The organism is Kitasatospora sp. NPDC004723 (assembly GCF_040609255.1).
GTDB lineage: Bacteria > Actinomycetota > Actinomycetes > Streptomycetales > Streptomycetaceae > Kitasatospora.
Genome location: NZ_JBEXJT010000024.1, coordinates 88,669 through 105,423, shown reverse-complemented (window position 1 = coordinate 105,423; position 16,755 = coordinate 88,669). Strand labels below are relative to the sequence as shown.

General features: G+C 74.9%; 15 protein-coding genes. 5 read left to right on the top strand and 10 right to left on the bottom strand.

Annotated elements, in window-relative coordinates; translation table 11 throughout:
* The first annotated feature begins 91 nt into the window (after positions 1-91).
* Both ABZW10_RS22810 and ABZW10_RS22805 read left to right on the top strand, forming a co-directional pair.
* Complete coding sequence (locus tag ABZW10_RS22810; RefSeq protein ID WP_355368805.1) at positions 92-757, top strand: GDSL-type esterase/lipase family protein; 666 nt, start codon at positions 92-94, stop codon at positions 755-757.
* A 90-nt stretch (positions 758-847) separates the two neighbouring features.
* On the top strand, positions 848-1,804 hold the full coding sequence (locus ABZW10_RS22805) for an aldo/keto reductase (protein WP_355368803.1): 957 nt from the start codon (positions 848-850) through the stop codon (positions 1,802-1,804).
* 66 nt (positions 1,805-1,870) lie between these two features.
* Here the strand turns inward: ABZW10_RS22805 and ABZW10_RS22800 are convergent, their stop codons facing one another.
* The 4 genes from ABZW10_RS22800 to ABZW10_RS22785 form a co-directional block, all read right to left on the bottom strand.
* Complete coding sequence (locus tag ABZW10_RS22800; protein WP_355368801.1) at positions 1,871-2,530, bottom strand: GNAT family protein; 660 nt, start codon at positions 2,528-2,530, stop codon at positions 1,871-1,873.
* A gap of 73 nt (positions 2,531-2,603) precedes the next feature.
* Positions 2,604-3,293 carry a nitroreductase family protein gene (locus ABZW10_RS22795; RefSeq protein ID WP_355368799.1) on the bottom strand — a complete coding sequence of 230 codons (690 nt, stop codon included), beginning with the start codon at positions 3,291-3,293 and terminating at the stop codon, positions 2,604-2,606.
* 78 nt (positions 3,294-3,371) lie between these two features.
* Positions 3,372-5,009 carry an ABC-F family ATP-binding cassette domain-containing protein gene (locus tag ABZW10_RS22790; protein ID WP_355368797.1) on the bottom strand — a complete coding sequence of 546 codons (1,638 nt, stop codon included), beginning with the start codon at positions 5,007-5,009 and terminating at the stop codon, positions 3,372-3,374.
* 109 nt (positions 5,010-5,118) lie between these two features.
* Positions 5,119-6,411, bottom strand: coding sequence for a hypothetical protein (locus tag ABZW10_RS22785; RefSeq protein ID WP_355368795.1), 1,293 nt, complete (start codon positions 6,409-6,411; stop codon positions 5,119-5,121).
* 439 nt (positions 6,412-6,850) lie between these two features.
* Between ABZW10_RS22785 and ABZW10_RS22780 the strand changes: the two genes are divergently transcribed.
* Complete coding sequence (locus ABZW10_RS22780) at positions 6,851-8,458, top strand: ABC-F family ATP-binding cassette domain-containing protein (protein ID WP_355368793.1); 1,608 nt, start codon at positions 6,851-6,853, stop codon at positions 8,456-8,458.
* A 66-nt stretch (positions 8,459-8,524) separates the two neighbouring features.
* Here ABZW10_RS22780 and ABZW10_RS22775 read toward each other — a convergent pair whose 3' ends face one another.
* Positions 8,525-9,955: a S41 family peptidase gene (locus ABZW10_RS22775; RefSeq protein WP_355368791.1), complete on the bottom strand. Its 1,431-nt coding sequence runs from the start codon at positions 9,953-9,955 to the stop codon at positions 8,525-8,527.
* Positions 9,942-11,405 carry a S41 family peptidase gene (locus ABZW10_RS22770; RefSeq protein WP_355368789.1) on the bottom strand — a complete coding sequence of 488 codons (1,464 nt, stop codon included), beginning with the start codon at positions 11,403-11,405 and terminating at the stop codon, positions 9,942-9,944. The genes ABZW10_RS22775 and ABZW10_RS22770 overlap by 14 nt, the downstream gene beginning before the upstream one ends.
* A 236-nt stretch (positions 11,406-11,641) precedes the next feature.
* Here ABZW10_RS22770 and ABZW10_RS22765 point away from each other — a divergent pair, with 236 nt between their 5' ends.
* Entirely contained in the window at positions 11,642-11,854 is a 213-nt protein-coding gene (locus ABZW10_RS22765; protein ID WP_344322900.1) for a hypothetical protein, read from the top strand.
* Between the two features lie 43 nt (positions 11,855-11,897).
* A complete protein-coding gene (locus ABZW10_RS22760) occupies positions 11,898-12,269 on the top strand; it encodes a toxin Doc (protein WP_355368843.1) in 372 nt (123 codons plus the stop codon).
* A gap of 74 nt (positions 12,270-12,343) precedes the next feature.
* Here the strand turns inward: ABZW10_RS22760 and ABZW10_RS22755 are convergent, their stop codons facing one another.
* The 4 genes from ABZW10_RS22755 to ABZW10_RS22740 all read right to left on the bottom strand — a co-directional run bounded on the left by ABZW10_RS22755 (position 12,344) and on the right by ABZW10_RS22740 (position 16,672).
* A complete protein-coding gene (locus tag ABZW10_RS22755) occupies positions 12,344-13,036 on the bottom strand; it encodes a response regulator transcription factor (protein ID WP_355368841.1) in 693 nt (230 codons plus the stop codon).
* A gap of 71 nt (positions 13,037-13,107) precedes the next feature.
* Complete coding sequence (locus tag ABZW10_RS22750) at positions 13,108-14,406, bottom strand: histidine kinase (protein WP_355368786.1); 1,299 nt, start codon at positions 14,404-14,406, stop codon at positions 13,108-13,110.
* A complete protein-coding gene (locus ABZW10_RS22745; RefSeq protein ID WP_355368784.1) occupies positions 14,403-15,518 on the bottom strand; it encodes a hypothetical protein in 1,116 nt (371 codons plus the stop codon). Before ABZW10_RS22745 ends, ABZW10_RS22750 begins: the two co-directional genes overlap by 4 nt.
* A 113-nt stretch (positions 15,519-15,631) precedes the next feature.
* Positions 15,632-16,672 (bottom strand): hypothetical protein, encoded by a 1,041-nt coding sequence (locus tag ABZW10_RS22740; RefSeq protein ID WP_355368782.1) that lies wholly within the window; start codon positions 16,670-16,672, stop codon positions 15,632-15,634.
* Positions 16,673-16,755: the final 83 nt, after the last annotated feature.

Genomic DNA, 16,755 nt, shown 5'->3' with positions numbered 1-16,755 from the left:
AACCTGGACTAGACCACCTGGGCACGTCAAGAACCTCCGGTGCAGCAAAGGCACCTCGTAGCAAGCCTTACGCGGACCTTAAGGTTCCACCATGACCAAGGACTTGGACGGCAGGGACGTGCGGATCGTCTTCTTCGGCGACTCGTTCGTCCAGGGGGTCGGGGACCCGGAGTACCGCGGTTGGGCGGGCCGGGCGGTGGCGGACTGCCTGGCCGGGCTCGGGGTGGGACCGGAGGCGGTGACGGCGTTCAACCTGGGCGTGCGGCGCAGCACTTCGGCGGACGTTCTGGCCCGCTGCTGGGGTGAGACGGCGGTCCGGGCGCTGCCCGGCGCGGACAACCGTCTGGTGCTGTCGGTGGGCAGCAACGACGCGGTGGAGGAGGACGGGCGGCCCAGGGTCGCGCCGGAGGCGTGCCTGGCCAACGTGGCGGCGCTGCTGGACGGGGCGCGCGAGCGCGGCCTCGCGCCGCTGGTGGTGGGCCCGCCGCCGGTGGTCGGCGCGGGCGCGCCGCACCTGGAGCGGGTGTCGGCGCTGGCCGACGGGATCGCCGGGATCTGCGCCGGGCGCGGGGTGCCGTTCGTCGGCGTGACCCGGGAGCTGGCGGCGGACCGGGTCTGGACGGCGGAGGCGCTGGCCGGGGACGGCGCGCACCCGGGGACGGGCGGGTACCGGCGGCTCGCGGACCTGGTGCTGCGGGGAGGATTCCGGGACTGGCTGGCACAGCGTCACCCGGTGGCGGGAACGGGCTTGACCTAGAGCGCACTCGAAGGGAGAGGCTGTTCCCCGTTGAGTTGATCCGACCGCGGTCGGCGCCACGCCGGGCCGGCATCAGTGAGGAGTACCGTCATGCGCAACGCCACGCTCGGCAGCGAGGGTCCCGAGGTCGGGGTCGTCGGCCTCGGCTGCATGGGGATGACCTGGGCCTACGACGTGCACAACCGCGACGACGACAAGTCGGTGCAGGTGATCCGGCAGGCGCTGGACCTCGGCGTCACGCTGATCGACACCTCCGACATCTACGGGCCCTACACCAACGAGGAGGTGGTCGGCGCCGCGCTGGCCGGGCCGTACCGGGAGCGCGCGGTGCTGGCCACCAAGGTGGGCCTGGTGCCGGGCAACGCCGAGGAGCGGGTGCTGCGCAACGGGCGGCCCGAGCACATCCGCCGGGCGATCGACGACAGCCTGCGCCGGCTCGGCACCGACCACGTCGACCTGTACCAGCTGCACCGGATCGACCCGGAGGTGCCGGTCGAGGAGTCCTGGGGCGCGCTCGCCGAGGCGGTGGCGGCCGGAAAGGCGCGGCGGATCGGCCTCTCCGAGGTGGACGTCGAGGAGATCAGGCGCGCGCAGGCCGTGCACCCGGTGGCCTCGGTGCAGAACGAGCTGTCGCTCTGGACCCGGGACTCGCTCGCCGAGGTGCTGCCGTACACCGAGGAGCAGGGGATCGCGTTCCTGCCCTTCTCCCCGCTCGGCCGGGGCTTCCTGACCGGCGGCATCGCCTCCTTCGACGAGCTGCCGGCGGACGACTTCCGCCGGCAGCTGCCGCGCTTCCAGCAGGAGGCGCTGAAGGCCAACCTGGCGCTGGTGGAGCGGGTGCGGGCGGTCGCGGCGCGGCACGGTGCGACGCCCGCGCAGGTGGCGCTCGCCTGGCTGCTGGCGCAGGGGCGGTACGTGCTGCCGATCCCGGGGACCAAGACGCCGAAGTACCTGGAGGAGAACGCGGCGGCGGCCGATCTGGTGCTCTCGCCGGCCGACCTCGCCGAGCTGGACGCGCTGCCGGCGGCGGCCGGCGAGCGGTACTGACCGTCCGGGCCCCGCGGACGGTCCGGACCCTGGGGATCCTGCGGACCCCGCGGACCCCGGGGACCGTCACCAGACGGCGCACGGGCCGGGCGGGCGGCGCTCCCGGATCCAGACCTGCTTGCGTCCGGTCTCGCCCGGCGCCCGGACCGGCGCGTCGACCACCCGGTCGAGCCGGAAGCCGAGCCGGCGGGCCACCGCGCCGCTGGCGGTGTTGGCCGGATCGCAGTGGAGCTCGACCCGGCGGATCCCGGGCAGGGCGAGTGCCGCCGCGGTGACCGACCGGGCGGCGGCGGTGGCGATGCCGCGGCGGCCGTGCTCCGCGCTCACCCAGTAGCCGATCTCCAGCGCGTCCGGGCCGATCCTGCGGTGCAGGCCGAACGAGCCGATCACCCGGTCCGGTTCGGCGTCCAGGGCGGCCAGGTAGATGAAGTCGGTGCCGGCGTCCCAGGCGGCGACGCCGGCCACGGCGAGTGCGACGGTCCGGGCGGGGGTGGGCGCCTCGGCGGCCCACTCCATCCAGGGGCGCAGGTGCTCCAGGTTGGCCCGGACGGCGGCGTTGAGCGCGGTGGCCTGGGCCGGGGAGCGCCGCCGCAGGGTGATCCCCTCGGCCGGCCGCAGCAGTTCGGGCGGCCGGCCGGGGGCGGGTGTGCCGGGGGTGCGCCGGCCGGCCGACGGCGCACCGGGCGCGGAGGCGTCCCCGCGCGGCGGCGGCATGACGTGGTCCATGACGGCGATTATGTCGACGCCCTGGACCCGTCACCACCGGCCGCCGCCGCGCGCCGGCCCCGCCGGGGGCGCGTCAGAGCCGGATCAGCACCTCGTCGAGCTCCTTGCGCCGCAGGTCCGGCACGCGCGCCCCCTCGGCGGGGTAGCCCACCGGAATGACGTACGCGGCCCGCTCCTCCTGCGGCCGTTCGCACACCTCGTTGAGGAACTTCATCGGGCTCGGCGTGTGGGTGAGCGTCGCCAGCCCCGCCTGGTGCAGTGAGGCGAGCAGCAGGCCGACCGCGATCCCCACCGACTCCTTGGTGTAGTACGGACGCGGCGAGTTGGGGCCCTTGTGCACCTCGAAGACGACGATCACGGCCGGCGCGTCCTCCAGGAACGGCTTGTGCCAGTCGGTGCCGATCGGCGCCAGCGCGGCCAGCCACTCCTCGGAGGCCCGGTGCGCGTAGAACTCGCGCTCCTCGGCCTCGGCGGCCTCCCGCAGCAGGCGCTTGCGCTCCGGATCGGTGATCACCACGAACCGCCAGGGCTGCACGTGCGCGCCGCTCGGCGCGGTGTTGGCGGTGCGGACGGCCCACTCGACGACGCCCTCCGGGATCGGGCGGGTCGCATAGTCGCGGACGGTCCGGCGCTGGTCCATCACGTCGTGGAACGCCTTGCTGCGGGCCTCGGCCTCGTGGGCGGGCACGGTCATGGGGGTGAGCGGGACGGTCGGGTAGGACGCGTCGGCCACCGCGCTGTCGAGCGCTGTGCTGTCAACCATGGGCGACAGCACAGCACATGACGGCGGGCCGGGGAAGAGGTCTGGACCTCCCCTCCCGGCCCGCCGCCGTCTCCTCGACTACAGTTCGCGGACCCGGCCGCCGCCGACCTCGATCCGCCGGTTCACCGCGACGGTGTCCAGCATCCGCCGGTCGTGGGTGACCAGCAGCAGCGTGCCGGTGTACGAGCCGAGCGCCGACTCCAGCTGCTCGATCGCGGGCAGGTCCAGGTGGTTGGTGGGCTCGTCCAGCACCAGCAGGTTCACCCCGCGCGCCTGGAGCAGCGCCAGCGCCGCCCTGGTGCGCTCGCCGGGGGAGAGGGTGTCCGCCGGGCGCAGCACGTGCACCGCCTTCAGGCCGAACTTGGCCAGCAGGGTGCGCACCTCCTCCGGCGCGAGCTCCGGGACGGCGGCGGCGAACGCCTCCAGCAGCGGCTCCCCGCCGAGGAACAGCCCGCGGGCCTGGTCCACCTCGCCGACCACCACGCCGGAGCCCAGCGCGGCGCTGCCCCCGTCGAGTTCGAGCCGGCCCAGCAGGGCGGCCAGCAGGGTGGACTTGCCCGCGCCGTTGGCGCCGGTGATGGCCACCCGGTCCGCCCAGTCGATCTGCAGGTCGACCGGGCCGAGCGTGAAGTCGCCGCGCCGGGCGGTGGCCCCGCGCAGGGTGGCGACCACCGAGCCGGAGCGCGGCGCGGTGGCGATCTCCATCCGCAGCTCCCACTCCTTGCGCGGCTCGTCGACCACGTCGAGGCGCTCGATCATCCGCTGCGTCTGGCGGGCCTTGGCGGCCTGCTTCTCGGTGGACTCGGTGCGCATCGCGCGCCCGATCTTGTCGTTGTCGCTGGACTTGCGGCGCGCGTTGCGCACGCCGTTCTCCATCCAGCCGCGCTGCATCCGGGCCCGGGCCTCCAGGCCCGCCTTGGTGTCGGCGTACTCCTCGTACTCCTCGCGGGCGTGCCGGCGGGCGGTGGCGCGCTCCTCCAGGTACGCCTCGTAGCCGCCGCCGTAGAGGTTGACCTGCCCCTGGTGCAGGTCCAGCTCCAGCACCTTGGTGACGGTGCGGGCCAGGAACTCGCGGTCGTGGCTGATCACCACGGTGCCCGCGCGCAGGCCCTTGACGAAGGCCTCCAGCCGCTCCAGGCCGTCCAGGTCGAGGTCGTTGGTGGGCTCGTCGAGCAGGAAGACGTCGTAGCGGGAGAGCAGCAGCGAGGCCAGGCCGGCCCGGGCCGCCTGGCCGCCGGACAGGGCCGTCATCGGCAGGTCCAGGGAGACCTTGAGGCCGAGCGAGTCGGCGACCTCCTCGGCCCGTTCCTCCAGGTCGGCGCCGCCGAGGTCCAGCCAGCGGTCCAGGTTCACCGCGTAGGCGTCGTCGGCGCCGGGCACGCCGTCCACCAGGCCCTGGGTGGCCTCGTCCAGCGCGGCCTGCGCGGCGGCCACCCCGGTGCGGCGGGCCAGGAAGTCGCGGACCGACTCCTCCGGGCGGCGCTCCGGCTCCTGCGGGAGGTGGCCGACGTTGGCGGTGGCCGGGCTGAGCCGCACCGAACCGCCCTCCGGGGCGTCCAGGCCGGCCAGCAGCCGCAGCAGGGTGGACTTGCCGGCTCCGTTGACACCGACCAGGCCGATCACGTCACCGGGGGCGACGACCAGGTCCAGGCCGGAGAAGAGGGTGCGCTCGCCGTGGCCGGCGGCGAGGTCCTTGACGACGAGTGTGGCGCTCATGATGCCCCGATTCTAGGCGGGCGGGCACGGACGCCGCCGGGGGCGCCGGCACACGGGGGCGCCGCCGCCCCCGGCGGGGAGGTCGGAGCGGGTCAGGCCGTGACCGGGGTCACTTGCTCTTCTTGGAGAAGTAGTCCAGCGCGTGCTGGGCGACGTCGTCCAGGTACGGGCCGGCCTCCCAGGTGTTGTCGAAGCCGCCGATGGAGGTGTCCGACACCAGGACCTGCTTGCCGTCCTTGGTGGTGAACCAGCCGCCGCCGCTGTCGCCGCCGGTGCCGTTGCAGCCGGTCATCAGCATGGTCGGGCGGGCCGGGTCCATCGAGCGGCGGGCCGGCTTTCCGGCCTCGCAGTGCTCCAGCTCCATGCCGTCGAAGGGCTTGCCGGCCGGGTAGCCGTAGGTGCTCACCGTGGCGATCTGCTCGCGCGGGGCATTGAACCAGACCGGCACCGAGCCGCCGACGACCTCCTCCAGCGACTTGGCGCTGCCGTCCGGGTTGGCCACCCTGAGGATGCCGAAGTCGTACTGGCTCCACGGGCCGCCGTTCTCCGGGTCGGCCTCGGCCGTCCACTGCGGGGCGACCATGCCCGCGACGGCGCCCCACTCGCCGTACGGCTCGGCCTCGGCGAGCGAGCCCTGCTTGCCGCCGCTGACCGCGCCGGTGCTGTTGAAGGCCGGGGCGAAGGTGATGTTGGTGTGGTACTTGCCGCCCTTGCCGCCGTGCAGGCAGTGGCTGGCCGTCCAGACCAGGTTGCTCTTCCCCGGGTTGGCCGGGTCGGAGACGACGGTGCCGGAGCAGACGTAGTCCTGGTTGCCGTCCTGGAAGAACAGCTTGCCGTTGACGTGGGCCGGCTTGGCGTACGGGTGGGAGACGGGCTTCATCTCGACCGGCTTGGGCTGCGGGTCGTTCTGGCCGCCGCCGGTGCCGCCAGTGCCGCCGGTGCCGCCGGTCGCGCCGCCGGTGCCGCCCGGCTGGGTGGGTGCGGCGCTGGTCGGCTGGGCCGTCGGGGCCGCCGACGTCGGCTGTGCGGTGGGCTGCGCGGTCGGCTGGCCGGTGGGCTGGTTGCCCGGGCCGGGCTTGGCCGGCTTGGCCTTGAGGATCTTCTGGAGGTCCCAGAAGCCCTTGACCGCCGGGGTGATGACGTTCTGCTGGGCCCACTTGTCCCAGTCGTCGAAGCTCCACTTCTTGAGCTCGTCGGCGGTCGGCAGCTTGATCGGCGGCAGGCCGCCCGGCTTGCCGGTGGAGCCCGCGGTGGCCGCGGTGGTCGCGGCGGCGGTCTGCGCGCCGGACGGGTCGGCGACCGGGTCGCTGTTGTCCGGGCCGCACGCGGTCGCGACGACCATGGTCAGCGCGACGACGGAAGCGCCCAGCGCGGCACGCGTCGCCCGGGATATCGGTGACATCTGTTCTGTTCCCCCTGTGAATGCACGCCACGGCCGCGAGTGTCGAGCGGGTGGCAGGGGAGGAGTCTGCCATGTGCCGCGGACGGCCTCCGTCCCCGGAGCGTTCCGGGGCGCGGCCGTCACCGGATCGGCACGTGATCGGCACCGAAAAAACCGGTTGCACGCCTCGGGGGCCCTCCGTAGCGTGATGCCTGCCAGTCGCCAGAACAGGAGAAGGCCATTGATCTACTGAGGTCCCGAGACACCGCCCCCGCCGCATCGCAGCCGTGTCGCTGCACGCGGTCCGTGAGTGTGCGTGTGCCCGACCTCAGTGGTGAGCCGGCCCGGCGTCCCCCGTCCTTCTGACGATCCCCGGCCCTCCCTCCCGGTCCCCACCCGCACCCGCGGTGTCTCCCCGTGTTGCTCCACGACCACGTCGGCGACCTTCGGGAGGCTTTCCATGGCACAACCCACCACCTCACTGCTCTGCACCGGCCTCACCTTCGAGTGGCCGGACGGCAGGCCCGTCCTCGACCGCTTCCACCTCGCCGTCGGCCCCGGCCGCACCGGGCTGATCGGGCTCAACGGCGCCGGCAAGTCCACCCTGCTGCGCCTGTTGGCGGGCGAACTCACCCCCACCGCGGGCGCGGTCAGGGCGGCCGGCGAGATCGGCTACCTGCCGCAGGGCCTCACCCTGGACACCGGCCTGCGGGTCGACGAGGCGCTCGGCGTCCGGGCCGCCCGCGAGGCCCTGCACGCCATCGAGACCGGCTCCACCGACCAGCGCCACTTCGACGCGGTCGGCGACGACTGGGACGTCGAGGAGCGCGCCCGCGCCCTGCTCGACCGGCTCGGCCTGCACCGGCTCGACCTCGACCGCACCACCGGCGAACTCTCCGGCGGCGAGGCCGTCCTGCTGCGGCTGGCCACCCTGCTGCTGCGCCGCCCCGACGTGCTGCTGCTTGACGAGCCGACCAACAACCTGGACCGCTCCGCCCGGCAGCGGCTCCACGAGACGGTGGCCGGCTGGGGCGGCGTGATGGTGATCGTCAGCCACGACCGCGAACTGCTCCAGCACGTCGACCAGATCGCCGAACTGAGGGACGGCCAGGTCACCTGGTACGGGGGCAACTTCGCCGAGTACGAACGCACCGTCGCCGCCCAGCAGGAGACCGCCGAGCGGCTGCTGCGCAACGCCGAGGCCGACGTCCACCGCCAGAAGCGGGACCTCGCCGAGGCCCGGATGCGACTGGAACGCAGCGCCGGCTACGGCAGGAAGCGCTCGGTCACCCGCAACGATCCGCACATCTTCGCAGGCAAGCTCAAACGCCAGGGCCAGGAGACCGCCGGCCGGATCCAGGGCATGCACACCGAGCGCCTGGAGGAGGCCAGGCGCAAGCTGACCGTCGCCGAGGAGGCCGTCCGGGACGACGCGGAGATTCGGATCGACCTGCCCCGCACCGCGGTGCCGGCCGGGCGCACCGTGCTCACCCTGGACAAGGTCCGGCTGCCGCACGGCATCACCGCCGACCTCGACCTGCGCGGGCCCGAGCGGATCGCGCTGGTCGGCCGCAACGGCGCGGGCAAGTCCACCCTGCTGCGCACCATCGCCGGTGAACTCGCCCCGCTGGAGGGCGAGGTCGTCACCCCGGTGCCGGTGCGCCACCTCCCGCAGCGGCTCGACCTGCTCGACGACGGGCTGACCGTCGTGGGCAACGTCAAGCTGTTCGCGCCGGGCGCGGGGGACAACGCGGTCCGGGCCCGGCTGGCCCGGTTCCTGTTCCGCGGCGGGCGGGCCGACCAGCCGGCCGGCACGCTCTCCGGCGGCGAGCGGTTCCGGGCCACCCTGGCCGCGCTGCTGCTGGCCGACCCGCCGCCGCAGCTGCTGCTGCTCGACGAGCCGACCAACAACCTCGACCTGGCCAGCGTCCGCCAGCTCACCCAGGCGCTCGCCGCCTACCAGGGGGCGCTGATCGTGGCCAGCCACGACGTGCCGTTCCTGCGCGGCCTGGGTGCCACCCGCTGGCTGGAGCTGGACGGCGCGCTGCGGGCGGTGGAGCCCATGTAGCGCCGGCCGGTGCGGCACCGCCGAGCAGCACCGGCGCTCCTGCGCCGGCCGGTCGGCCCGGGCCGGTCAGCCCGGGCCGGACCCGGCGGTGAGCAGCCGCCGGGCCTCGGTCAGGGCGGAGTCCTTCAGCCCGGCCAGTTCGGCCGGGGTGAAGACCGGGGTGCGGACGTCCGGCGGGATGCCCGGCCCGTCGAAGGTGGTGCCGGCGGGAGTGAGGAACTCCTCGTTCGGAAGGAGGAGCAGGAGGTCCGAGGAGAGCCGTCGGGGCAGCTGGTCCGAGAAGACGCCCTGGGTGTTCTCGCCGATCCGGGTGACGTGCGGGCTGCGGCCCATCATCGCCTGGGTGAAGGTCTCGCCCGCGCTCACGGTCGAGCCCGAGGTGAGCAGCGCCACCGGCCCGGTGAAGCGGCTCGCCCCGGCGGCGGGGCGGACGGTCACCGGTTGGGGCCGGGTGAAGGCGGTCGGGTCGGCCGGGTCGTTGCGGGCCACCTTGCGGTAGGCCTGGTACGGCCGGTCGGTGAACCGGGAGGCGAGCCGCACGGCCAGCGCGTCCGAACCACCGCCGTTCACCCGGACGTCGATCACCACCCCGCGCAGCGGCCTGGCGCGCGGCCGGTCGAGCAGGGCGTCGACGGCCCGGTCGAGCTCGGCCTCCTGCTCCCGCTGGCCGCCCTGGTCGACGTAGTCGCCGAACGCGCTCACCCGCAGGTAGCCGATGCCGTCCGGGAGTTCGCCGACCCCGAGGATGCCGCCCCCGAACGGCTGCTCGGGGGCGGCAAGTTGGGCGCCGATCGGCGGCAGCACGGTGCCCAGAAGCTCCGGGGTCGGCGCCACGGTGCCGTCCCGCATCGCCCGGAAGAAGGTGGTGTACCCGCCGTCGGGGCTCGCCCGGAGCAGCGCGACGTGCGAGTCCTGGAGCGGCGCGACCATGGTGATGATCGTGTCCACCAGGTTCTCCGCGGTGACCGTCGGCCGGTACGTCGCCCGCGCGGCGTGCCAGTCGACACCCTTGGCGGCGAAGAAGGGGTAGTTCTCCTCGAAGCCGTCCCAGAACCTGTCGAACACCGCGAGGGGATCGTCGGAGACCGGCCGCGTGCACTGCGCCGGCAGCCCGTCGGGCAGCCGTTCCAGCGCGCGGGTGCCGGTGGCCCCGTCCCTCGTGTACACGGCCCGGTGGCGTCCGTGCGGGGTGATGGTCAGCTGGCCGAAGGGTGACCCGGGGGTGCCGTAGCGGACGGCGCCGCCGGGCAGGGGCGCGCCGAACCGGTCGGCGGAGGTCACCCCGGGCGTGCAACTGTTCCTGGTGACGTCGTAGGAGGTGAGCCGCGTGCCGGAGACGGTGAGCAGGGTGCCGTACCCGTCCATCCGCCAGACCCCGTCGAGCCGGGGGCCGGCGCCGCCCCCGGAGGCCAGGGCGGGCACGGCCGTGCCCGCCGTCACCACGAGGGCGACGGCGAGCACGGCCGCGGCACGGGCCGGCCGGTCAGCGCTGCGCACCGAGGATCCCGCGGGCCGCGGTCAGAGCGGAGTCCCGGCCCTGGCTCAGCTCCTCCGGGGTGAAGACCGGGGTGCGGACGTCCGGCGGGATGCCCGGGCCGTCGAAGGTGCTGCCGTCGCGGGTGAGGAACTTCTCGTTCGGCAGGCCGATGAGCAGGTCGTCGGAGATAAGTTTGATCATGATGTCGGAGAAGACGCCCTGGGTGTTCTCGCCGATCCGCACCGGCGCCGGGCGCCGTTCGGCCATCGCCTGGGTGAAGGTCTCGCCCGCGCTCACCGTCGAGCCGGCCGTGAGCAGGGCGATCGGCCCGGTGTAGCGGGTGGCCCCGGCGGTGGGCCGGACGGTGAGCGGGTCCGGCCGGGTGTAGGCGGTCGGGTCGGCCGGGTCGTTGCGCGCCACCTTGCGGTAGGCGAGGAACGGCCGGTCGGTGAGCCGGGAGGCGATCCGCAGCCCCAGCGCGTCCGAGCCGCCGCCGTTCAGCCGCAGGTCGATCACCAGGCCGTTCAGCCGGTCGGGGTGGGCCAGCAGGGCGTCCAGTGCCCGGTCCAGCTCGGCCTCCTTGGCCTGGTAGGGGGCGTCGGCGACGTACCCGTCGAAGGCGCTCACCCGCAGGTAGCCGATGCCGCCCGGGAGTTCGCCGACACCCAGCCGGCCGCGGCCGAAGGTCTGCTCGGGGGCGACGAGCTGGGCGGCGACCGCCCGCCCCGCCTGCTCCCGGGTCTCGTCGTCGGGATCCTGAGTGCCCGGGCGCTGCCCGCCGAAGACCAGGCCGAACCCGCCGTCGGCGCGCTTGCGTCCCAGCACGGTGTGCGCGTCGCCGAGCGGTTCCAGGAGGCCGGTGAGGATCCCCTGGAGCGTGTCGGTGTCGGTCTGCGGGGTGATCCCCGCCCGCGCCTGCGCGCCCCGGGCCTGCCAGTCGATGCCCTTGGCGGCGAAGAAGGGGTAGTTCTCCTCGAAGTCCGCCCAGAACCGGTCGAAGACCGCGAGCGCGTCCTGCGGCGCCGGCCGCGTGCACCGGGCCGGCAGTCCGCCGGGCAGCCGGGAGAGGTTCCTGGTCCCGACGGAGGAGTCCTCCCGGTACACCGCCCGGTTGCGCCCCTGGGGAGTGAGCGTCAGCTCCGCGTACGTCTTGCCCGCCCGGCCGTAGCGGACGGCGCCGTCGTGCCCGGGCGCGCCCACCTGGGTGCCGCTCAGGAAGCCCGGGGTGCAGCTGATCCGGGTCACGTCGTAGGTGGTGAAGGTGGCCCCGTGGATCTCGACGATCGTGCCGTACCCGTCCGTCTGCCAGACGCCCTCCAGCCGGTTGACGCCCGGCCGTCGCGCCGCGCCGTCCCCGTCCGGCGCGCCGCCGACCGCCCCGGCCGCGCCCGCCGTCCCCGCCGTGAGTGCGAGCGCGACCGCCGCGACGCCCGCCGCGCGGCCGATCGATGTCCTGTGTCCGATGCCCATGCCGTGTCCTGTGCCTCCAGCTCCGGGCCTCCCCCGCGGAACCCCTCCGCCGCCCATGAGTTGACGGTACGGAGCGGTCCGGCCACCGGACGTCAGCCTGTGGAGCGGTCCGTACCCCGACCAGGGAGGTACACCGGCGGGGCCCGGATCCGACCGGCGGCGTACGCCCGCCCGGGGTGGTCTCGGGCATGCCATCTCGGTGTCCAACTCCCTTGTGCTCCAGTACCATCGGCGCCATGCCAGCACTCAACATCGAGTACACGGAGCACGAACTCGCCGCCATTCGCGAGGCGGCCGCCGCCGACGGCAAGAGCGTCAAGGCCTATGTGCACGACCTGAGTGTGCGGGAGCAGCAGCGCCGGGTGTTCGTCTCCCACGCGGTGGCATTCTGGAACGCGCACCGCGAGGAGTTCGACCGGGAGTTCCCGGAGGACGCGCCGGCCGCCTGAACGGGGCGGACGCGGGGGCGGGGGCGATGAGGGTGCCGCGATGATGCTGCTGCGGGTCGATCTGCGCTGGCTGCTCGACGTCCAGGAGCTGGCCTCGCCGGAAGACCTCAGCGTGCGGGACTACTCGGCGCTGCAGGCGGCCGTCGCCCGGCACCGGGTGAACACCGCGCAGCTGGGCCACGACGCCGATCCGGCCTGGTGCGCGGCCACCCTGATGCACACGATCGTGCTGCTGCGGCCGCTCCCGGTGCGCAACAACCTGTACGCCTGCATGACGACGGCGGCGTACATGCACGCGGCCGGGGAGGGCATCGACCCGCCGTACGGGGCGCTGGTGGAGCTGGCCCGGGACATCGCCGAGGGGCGGGCGGACGTGTTCGCGGCGGCCGACCGGATCCGCCTCTGGCGGATCTGAGCACCGGGCGCCGGGAAGCCCCTGAGCGCGGGGGTGTCGGGGGCCCGGGGGTGTCGGGGGTTCGGGGGCGGTGCTCAGCCCGGCAGTACGAAGCCCGACTCGTACGCCGTGATCACCGCCTGGGTGCGGTCCCGCGCGCCCAGCTTGGCCAGCACGCCGCCCACGTGGGTCTTGACCGTCTCCTGGCTGACCACGAGTTCCGCGGCGATCTCCCCGTTGTTGAGCCCGACCGCCATCAGCCGCAGCACCTCCGCCTCCCGCCCGGTCAGCCGTCCGATCGGGCCCCGGTCGGACGCCTGGCGGCCGGCCCGGGCGGCGCCCGGCCCGCCACCCGGGGCCGCGTACCGCAGGGCCAGTTCGCGTACGGCCGCCGGGAACAGCAGCGAGTCGCCGCGCGCGATCAGCCGCACCGCCTGCACCATCTCCTCGGCCCGCGCCCGCTTCAGCAGGAACCCGGCGGCCCCCGCCCGCAGCGCGTCGTACACGTGGTCGTCGTGCTCGAAGGTGGTGACCACCAGGATCCGGGGCGGGTCGGCCATCCCGCCGACCAGCTGCTCGGTGGCCCGGATGCCGTCGATCCCCGGCATCCGGACGTCCATCAGCACCACGTCCGGCCGCAGTTCGCGCACCAGCGGCACCACCTCGGCGCCGTCGGCCGCCTCTCCGACGACGGTGAGGTCCGGTTCGGCGTCGATCACCACCCGCAGACCCGTGCGCACCAGCCGCTCGTCGTCGGCGATCACCACCCGGACCGGACCGCCGGCCATGGCCCCCGAGGCCTCCGCCACGTTCCCGTTGTCGTTCACCACGCCCCCCTCGTTCACCGTGCCCCCGTCGTTCACCGCGTTCCTCCCACCGGCAGCCAGACGGCCAGCCGCCACGTCGTCCCGTCGTCCGCCGGCCCGGCCTCGCAGCCCCCGCGCAGCGCCGCCGCGCGTTCGCCGATCCCGCGCAGCCCGCGCCCGCCGCCGGGCCGGCTGGGCCGCGACCGGCCGAGCGGGTTGGTCAGTTCGATCTCCAGCCGCCCGCCGGCCGGCGCGACCCGCAGCCGCGCGGGCTCGGAGCCGTCCGGGCCGGCGTGCCGCAGGACGTTGGTCAGGCCCTCCTGGACGATCCGGTAGGCCTCGCGGGAGAACGCGGCCGGCAGCCGGTCCAGCCCGGGGGCCAGCTCGGCGTCCACCGCCAGCCCGGTGCGGGCCAGCTGCCGCAGCAGGTCGTCCAGCCCGGCGAGGGTCGGCCCGGCGGGCCCGGCCGCGTCGCCGTCCTCCTCGCGCAGCAGCCCCAGCACCGCGTCCAGTTCGGCGACGGCGCCGCGCGCGGTCTCCTCGATGGCGGCCAGCGCCTCCGCCGCGAACTCCGGGTCGGAGCGCAGCACCCGGGCGGCGGCCGAGGCCTGGATGCCGACGGCGCTCAGCGCGTGGCCGACCGAGTCGTGCAGCTCACGGGCCAGCCGGTTGCGCTGGGCGAGTACGGCGGCCCGCCGTTCGGCGGTGGCCAGCCGCTCGTCCGGGGTCGGGCCGAGCAGTACCGGCGCCCACCGTGCCAGCAGCCCGCCCAGGCCGGCGCTGGTGCCGACGATCAGCGCCAGCAGCGCGGCGCCGAGCAGCGGACCGGGCAGCCAGCCGGGCACACCCCGGTCCTCCCAGAACCGCACCGCCTCCTCGAAGCCGGTCGGCCGCAGGATCAGCACCACCGCGAACGGCGTACCGGCCAGCGTCATCCCGCTGACCACGCCGCCGAACAGCAGGTGCAGGACGAACCACGCGGCCGTCCGCCGCCGGGCCGCCCAGGACCGGGCCGGGCCGGTGACCACCTCCGCCGCCCGCCGGGGCGTGCACAGCGCCAGGGCCGCCGCGCCCTCCAACGCCCGGACGGTCGGGACCAGGGCGGTGACGGCGGCCATCGGGAGCGAGACGGCGAGCGCGGCGAAGTAGAGCAGCAGCTGCAGCAGCGAGCCCTTGCGCGGGTCCAGCGCGCCCAGCACGACCGTCGCCAGCATCCAGTACGGCATCAGCAGCGCGCCGCCGAGCACCAGGTGCACCCAGCGCAGCCGGGCCCGCCGCCCGAACAGCGCACCCGCGGCCCGCCGCAGCGCGCCACCGCTCCCGTCCGGTTCCCGACCCGCCCCCGTGATCATTTCCCAGACTCTACGTCAGCGCCGCCGGGGGCCTCGGGGGTTCCGGAGGCCGGGCCGGTCGCCGCGGCCCAGGCGGTGTCCCGGACGGCGCCCGCCGCGGCCCGCTCGACCAGCGCGACCGCGCCCACGGCCAGCACCAGCAGCCCGGTCACCACCTGCACCGACTCCACCAGCGGCAGCAGCCCCGGCACCGCCGCGCGCGGGTCGGCGGGGGCCGTGACGGACGTCCCGAACGCCACCAACTGCCAGGAGCCCCAGGCGAACACCGAGCCGGCCGCGGTCCACAGCACCGCCAGCGGGCCGCGCAGCCGCCACTCCGGCCGGCGCCGGAACACCAGCACCAGCAGCGCCGCCACCGCGGTCACCGCCATCACGGCCGTCACGGCGTCCATGATCGCCACGCTCCGGCCGCGCTGCTCCTGCCAGGTCACCGGCAGCCCGGCGGCCCCGCCGAACGCCCAGTACAGCCGGGCCGCCGCGACCCCGGCGGCGAGCAGCGCGGCGACGCAGGCGAAGGCCCGCTGGGTGGTCAGCGTGGGGGAGTGCGGCAGGTCGCCGATCCGGTCGCGGTGCAGCAGCCCGGCCCAGCGCTCCCGGGCGTACAGCAGGAACCCGGTGATCAGCGCCAGCCCCTGGACGGCGAAGCCGCCGTACACCACGGTGAACACCCAGCCGCTCGGCCCTTCGTCGCTTCCGGGCCGCGCGGCCTCCGGTCCGAGCACCAGCGAGGACAGCAGGAAGAGCGGCAGGGCGACCAGGATGGTGCCGAGCAGTCCGGTCGCGACCCACATCGGGAAGGCCAGCAGACCGGCCGGCGCGCGCCGCCCCCACGGCCGGACGAACGCGAGCGCCAGGACGACGGCGATGGCGTCCATGCCGAAGGTGAGCAGGTTGAGGAGCCACAGGTCGTCCATGGCCTCGGCGTCCCCGGCCCCGACCGGGTGGCCGGTCAGCCAGAGCAGCTTGAGGGTGAGGTAGGGGGCGGTCGCCGCGACAGCCGTCCAGGCCGCGGCGGTCCGCACCCGGCCGACAGGTGCGGGTACCGGTGGGACGGCGGCCGGGGCGGTCGGGGCGGTCGGGGCCGTGGGCAGGAGCGGAAGCGTCGAGGTCATGCGCCCACACTCCCGCGCACCCGCCCGCCCGCACGTCCTCCGCCAACCGGATCCGCCTCCCCCGCCGGGGGGAACCGGAGGGGGAGGCGGCGGTCCTCGGGGAGGAGGGGCGGCTAGGGGATGATCGGCTCGCAGCCGATCGCCGTGCCGGCGGCGGAGAGGAACCGCGTCCAGACGGCCTCGGTGTCGGGAAGCAGGCGTTGGCTCCTGAGGGCCGGGGCGGGGCGCTCCTCGTAGTGGAAGTACGTCCTCCGGCCCTGGCAGAGGGCCACCACGTCCTCGTTCGAGCTGCCGGCCCACGTGCTCCGGCCGAACGCCGTGGAGTGCTCCCCCTCCGGCGGGAGGTCCACCGCCCGGGGATCGGTGACGACGGCAAACGATGCCACGGGCCTCCCGGTCGGCTTGTCGGTCACGTCGCAGGACCAGACGGGGGAGAAGGCCGTGGTGGCCTGCTGGCGGTACCAGTCCTCGTGGTCCGCGTCGGGTGCCCTGGTGACCGTCATGCCGGGCAGGCCGCAGAGGTTGTTCCAGTCGACCGGCTGCTCCGCGCCCGCCGGGGACAGCGTGCTCGGCGCGGGCGGGGTGCTGCCGCAGTTGCGGTCCTTCGCGGCGAGGCCGGCGAGCCCGACGGCGAGGCGGGCGACACCTTCCGCGTGGTCGCCGTCCTTCCCGTCGTGGCCGGTGCCGACCGAGGCCCGCAAGCCGGCGGGGCAGCCCTCCGGAAGCAGCGCCCACGCGCCACCCGGAGTCACCGCACCCACCGCACCGTGCTCGGCGAAGAGCCGCGCCCCGGGGCGGGATTCGGCACCGACGCTCCGGACCACGGAGATCCCGAAGCTGACGCTCTGCTCGGTGTCCCCGAACAGGCCGAAGCTCACTTTGGCGCTGCAGTACTGGTTCCGGTCCACCGCGGTGGGCGAGTAGTCAGCGGACTTCTCCTCGCTGATCCGCCCCGGCCCCAGTGCGGCGTGCACGGCGTCGGCGCTTGCCGCGCCCCCGCACACGCTGTCCGGCCCGAGGACGTTGGTGTACCTGGACAGCAGCACCCCGGACACCCCGGCCGTGATCGCCAGCAGCACCCCGGCCGCCCGCAGCCGCAGCGCCCGGGTGGTGAACCCGCGCCTGCTCAGTGCCGCGTCGACCCGGTCGCTCACGGGCTGGTGTTCCTTCGTCGGTTCGTTCATCAGTCCCGTCCGAGTGCCTGGCGGTAGGCGTTGTCGACGCCGGTCCGGTAGCT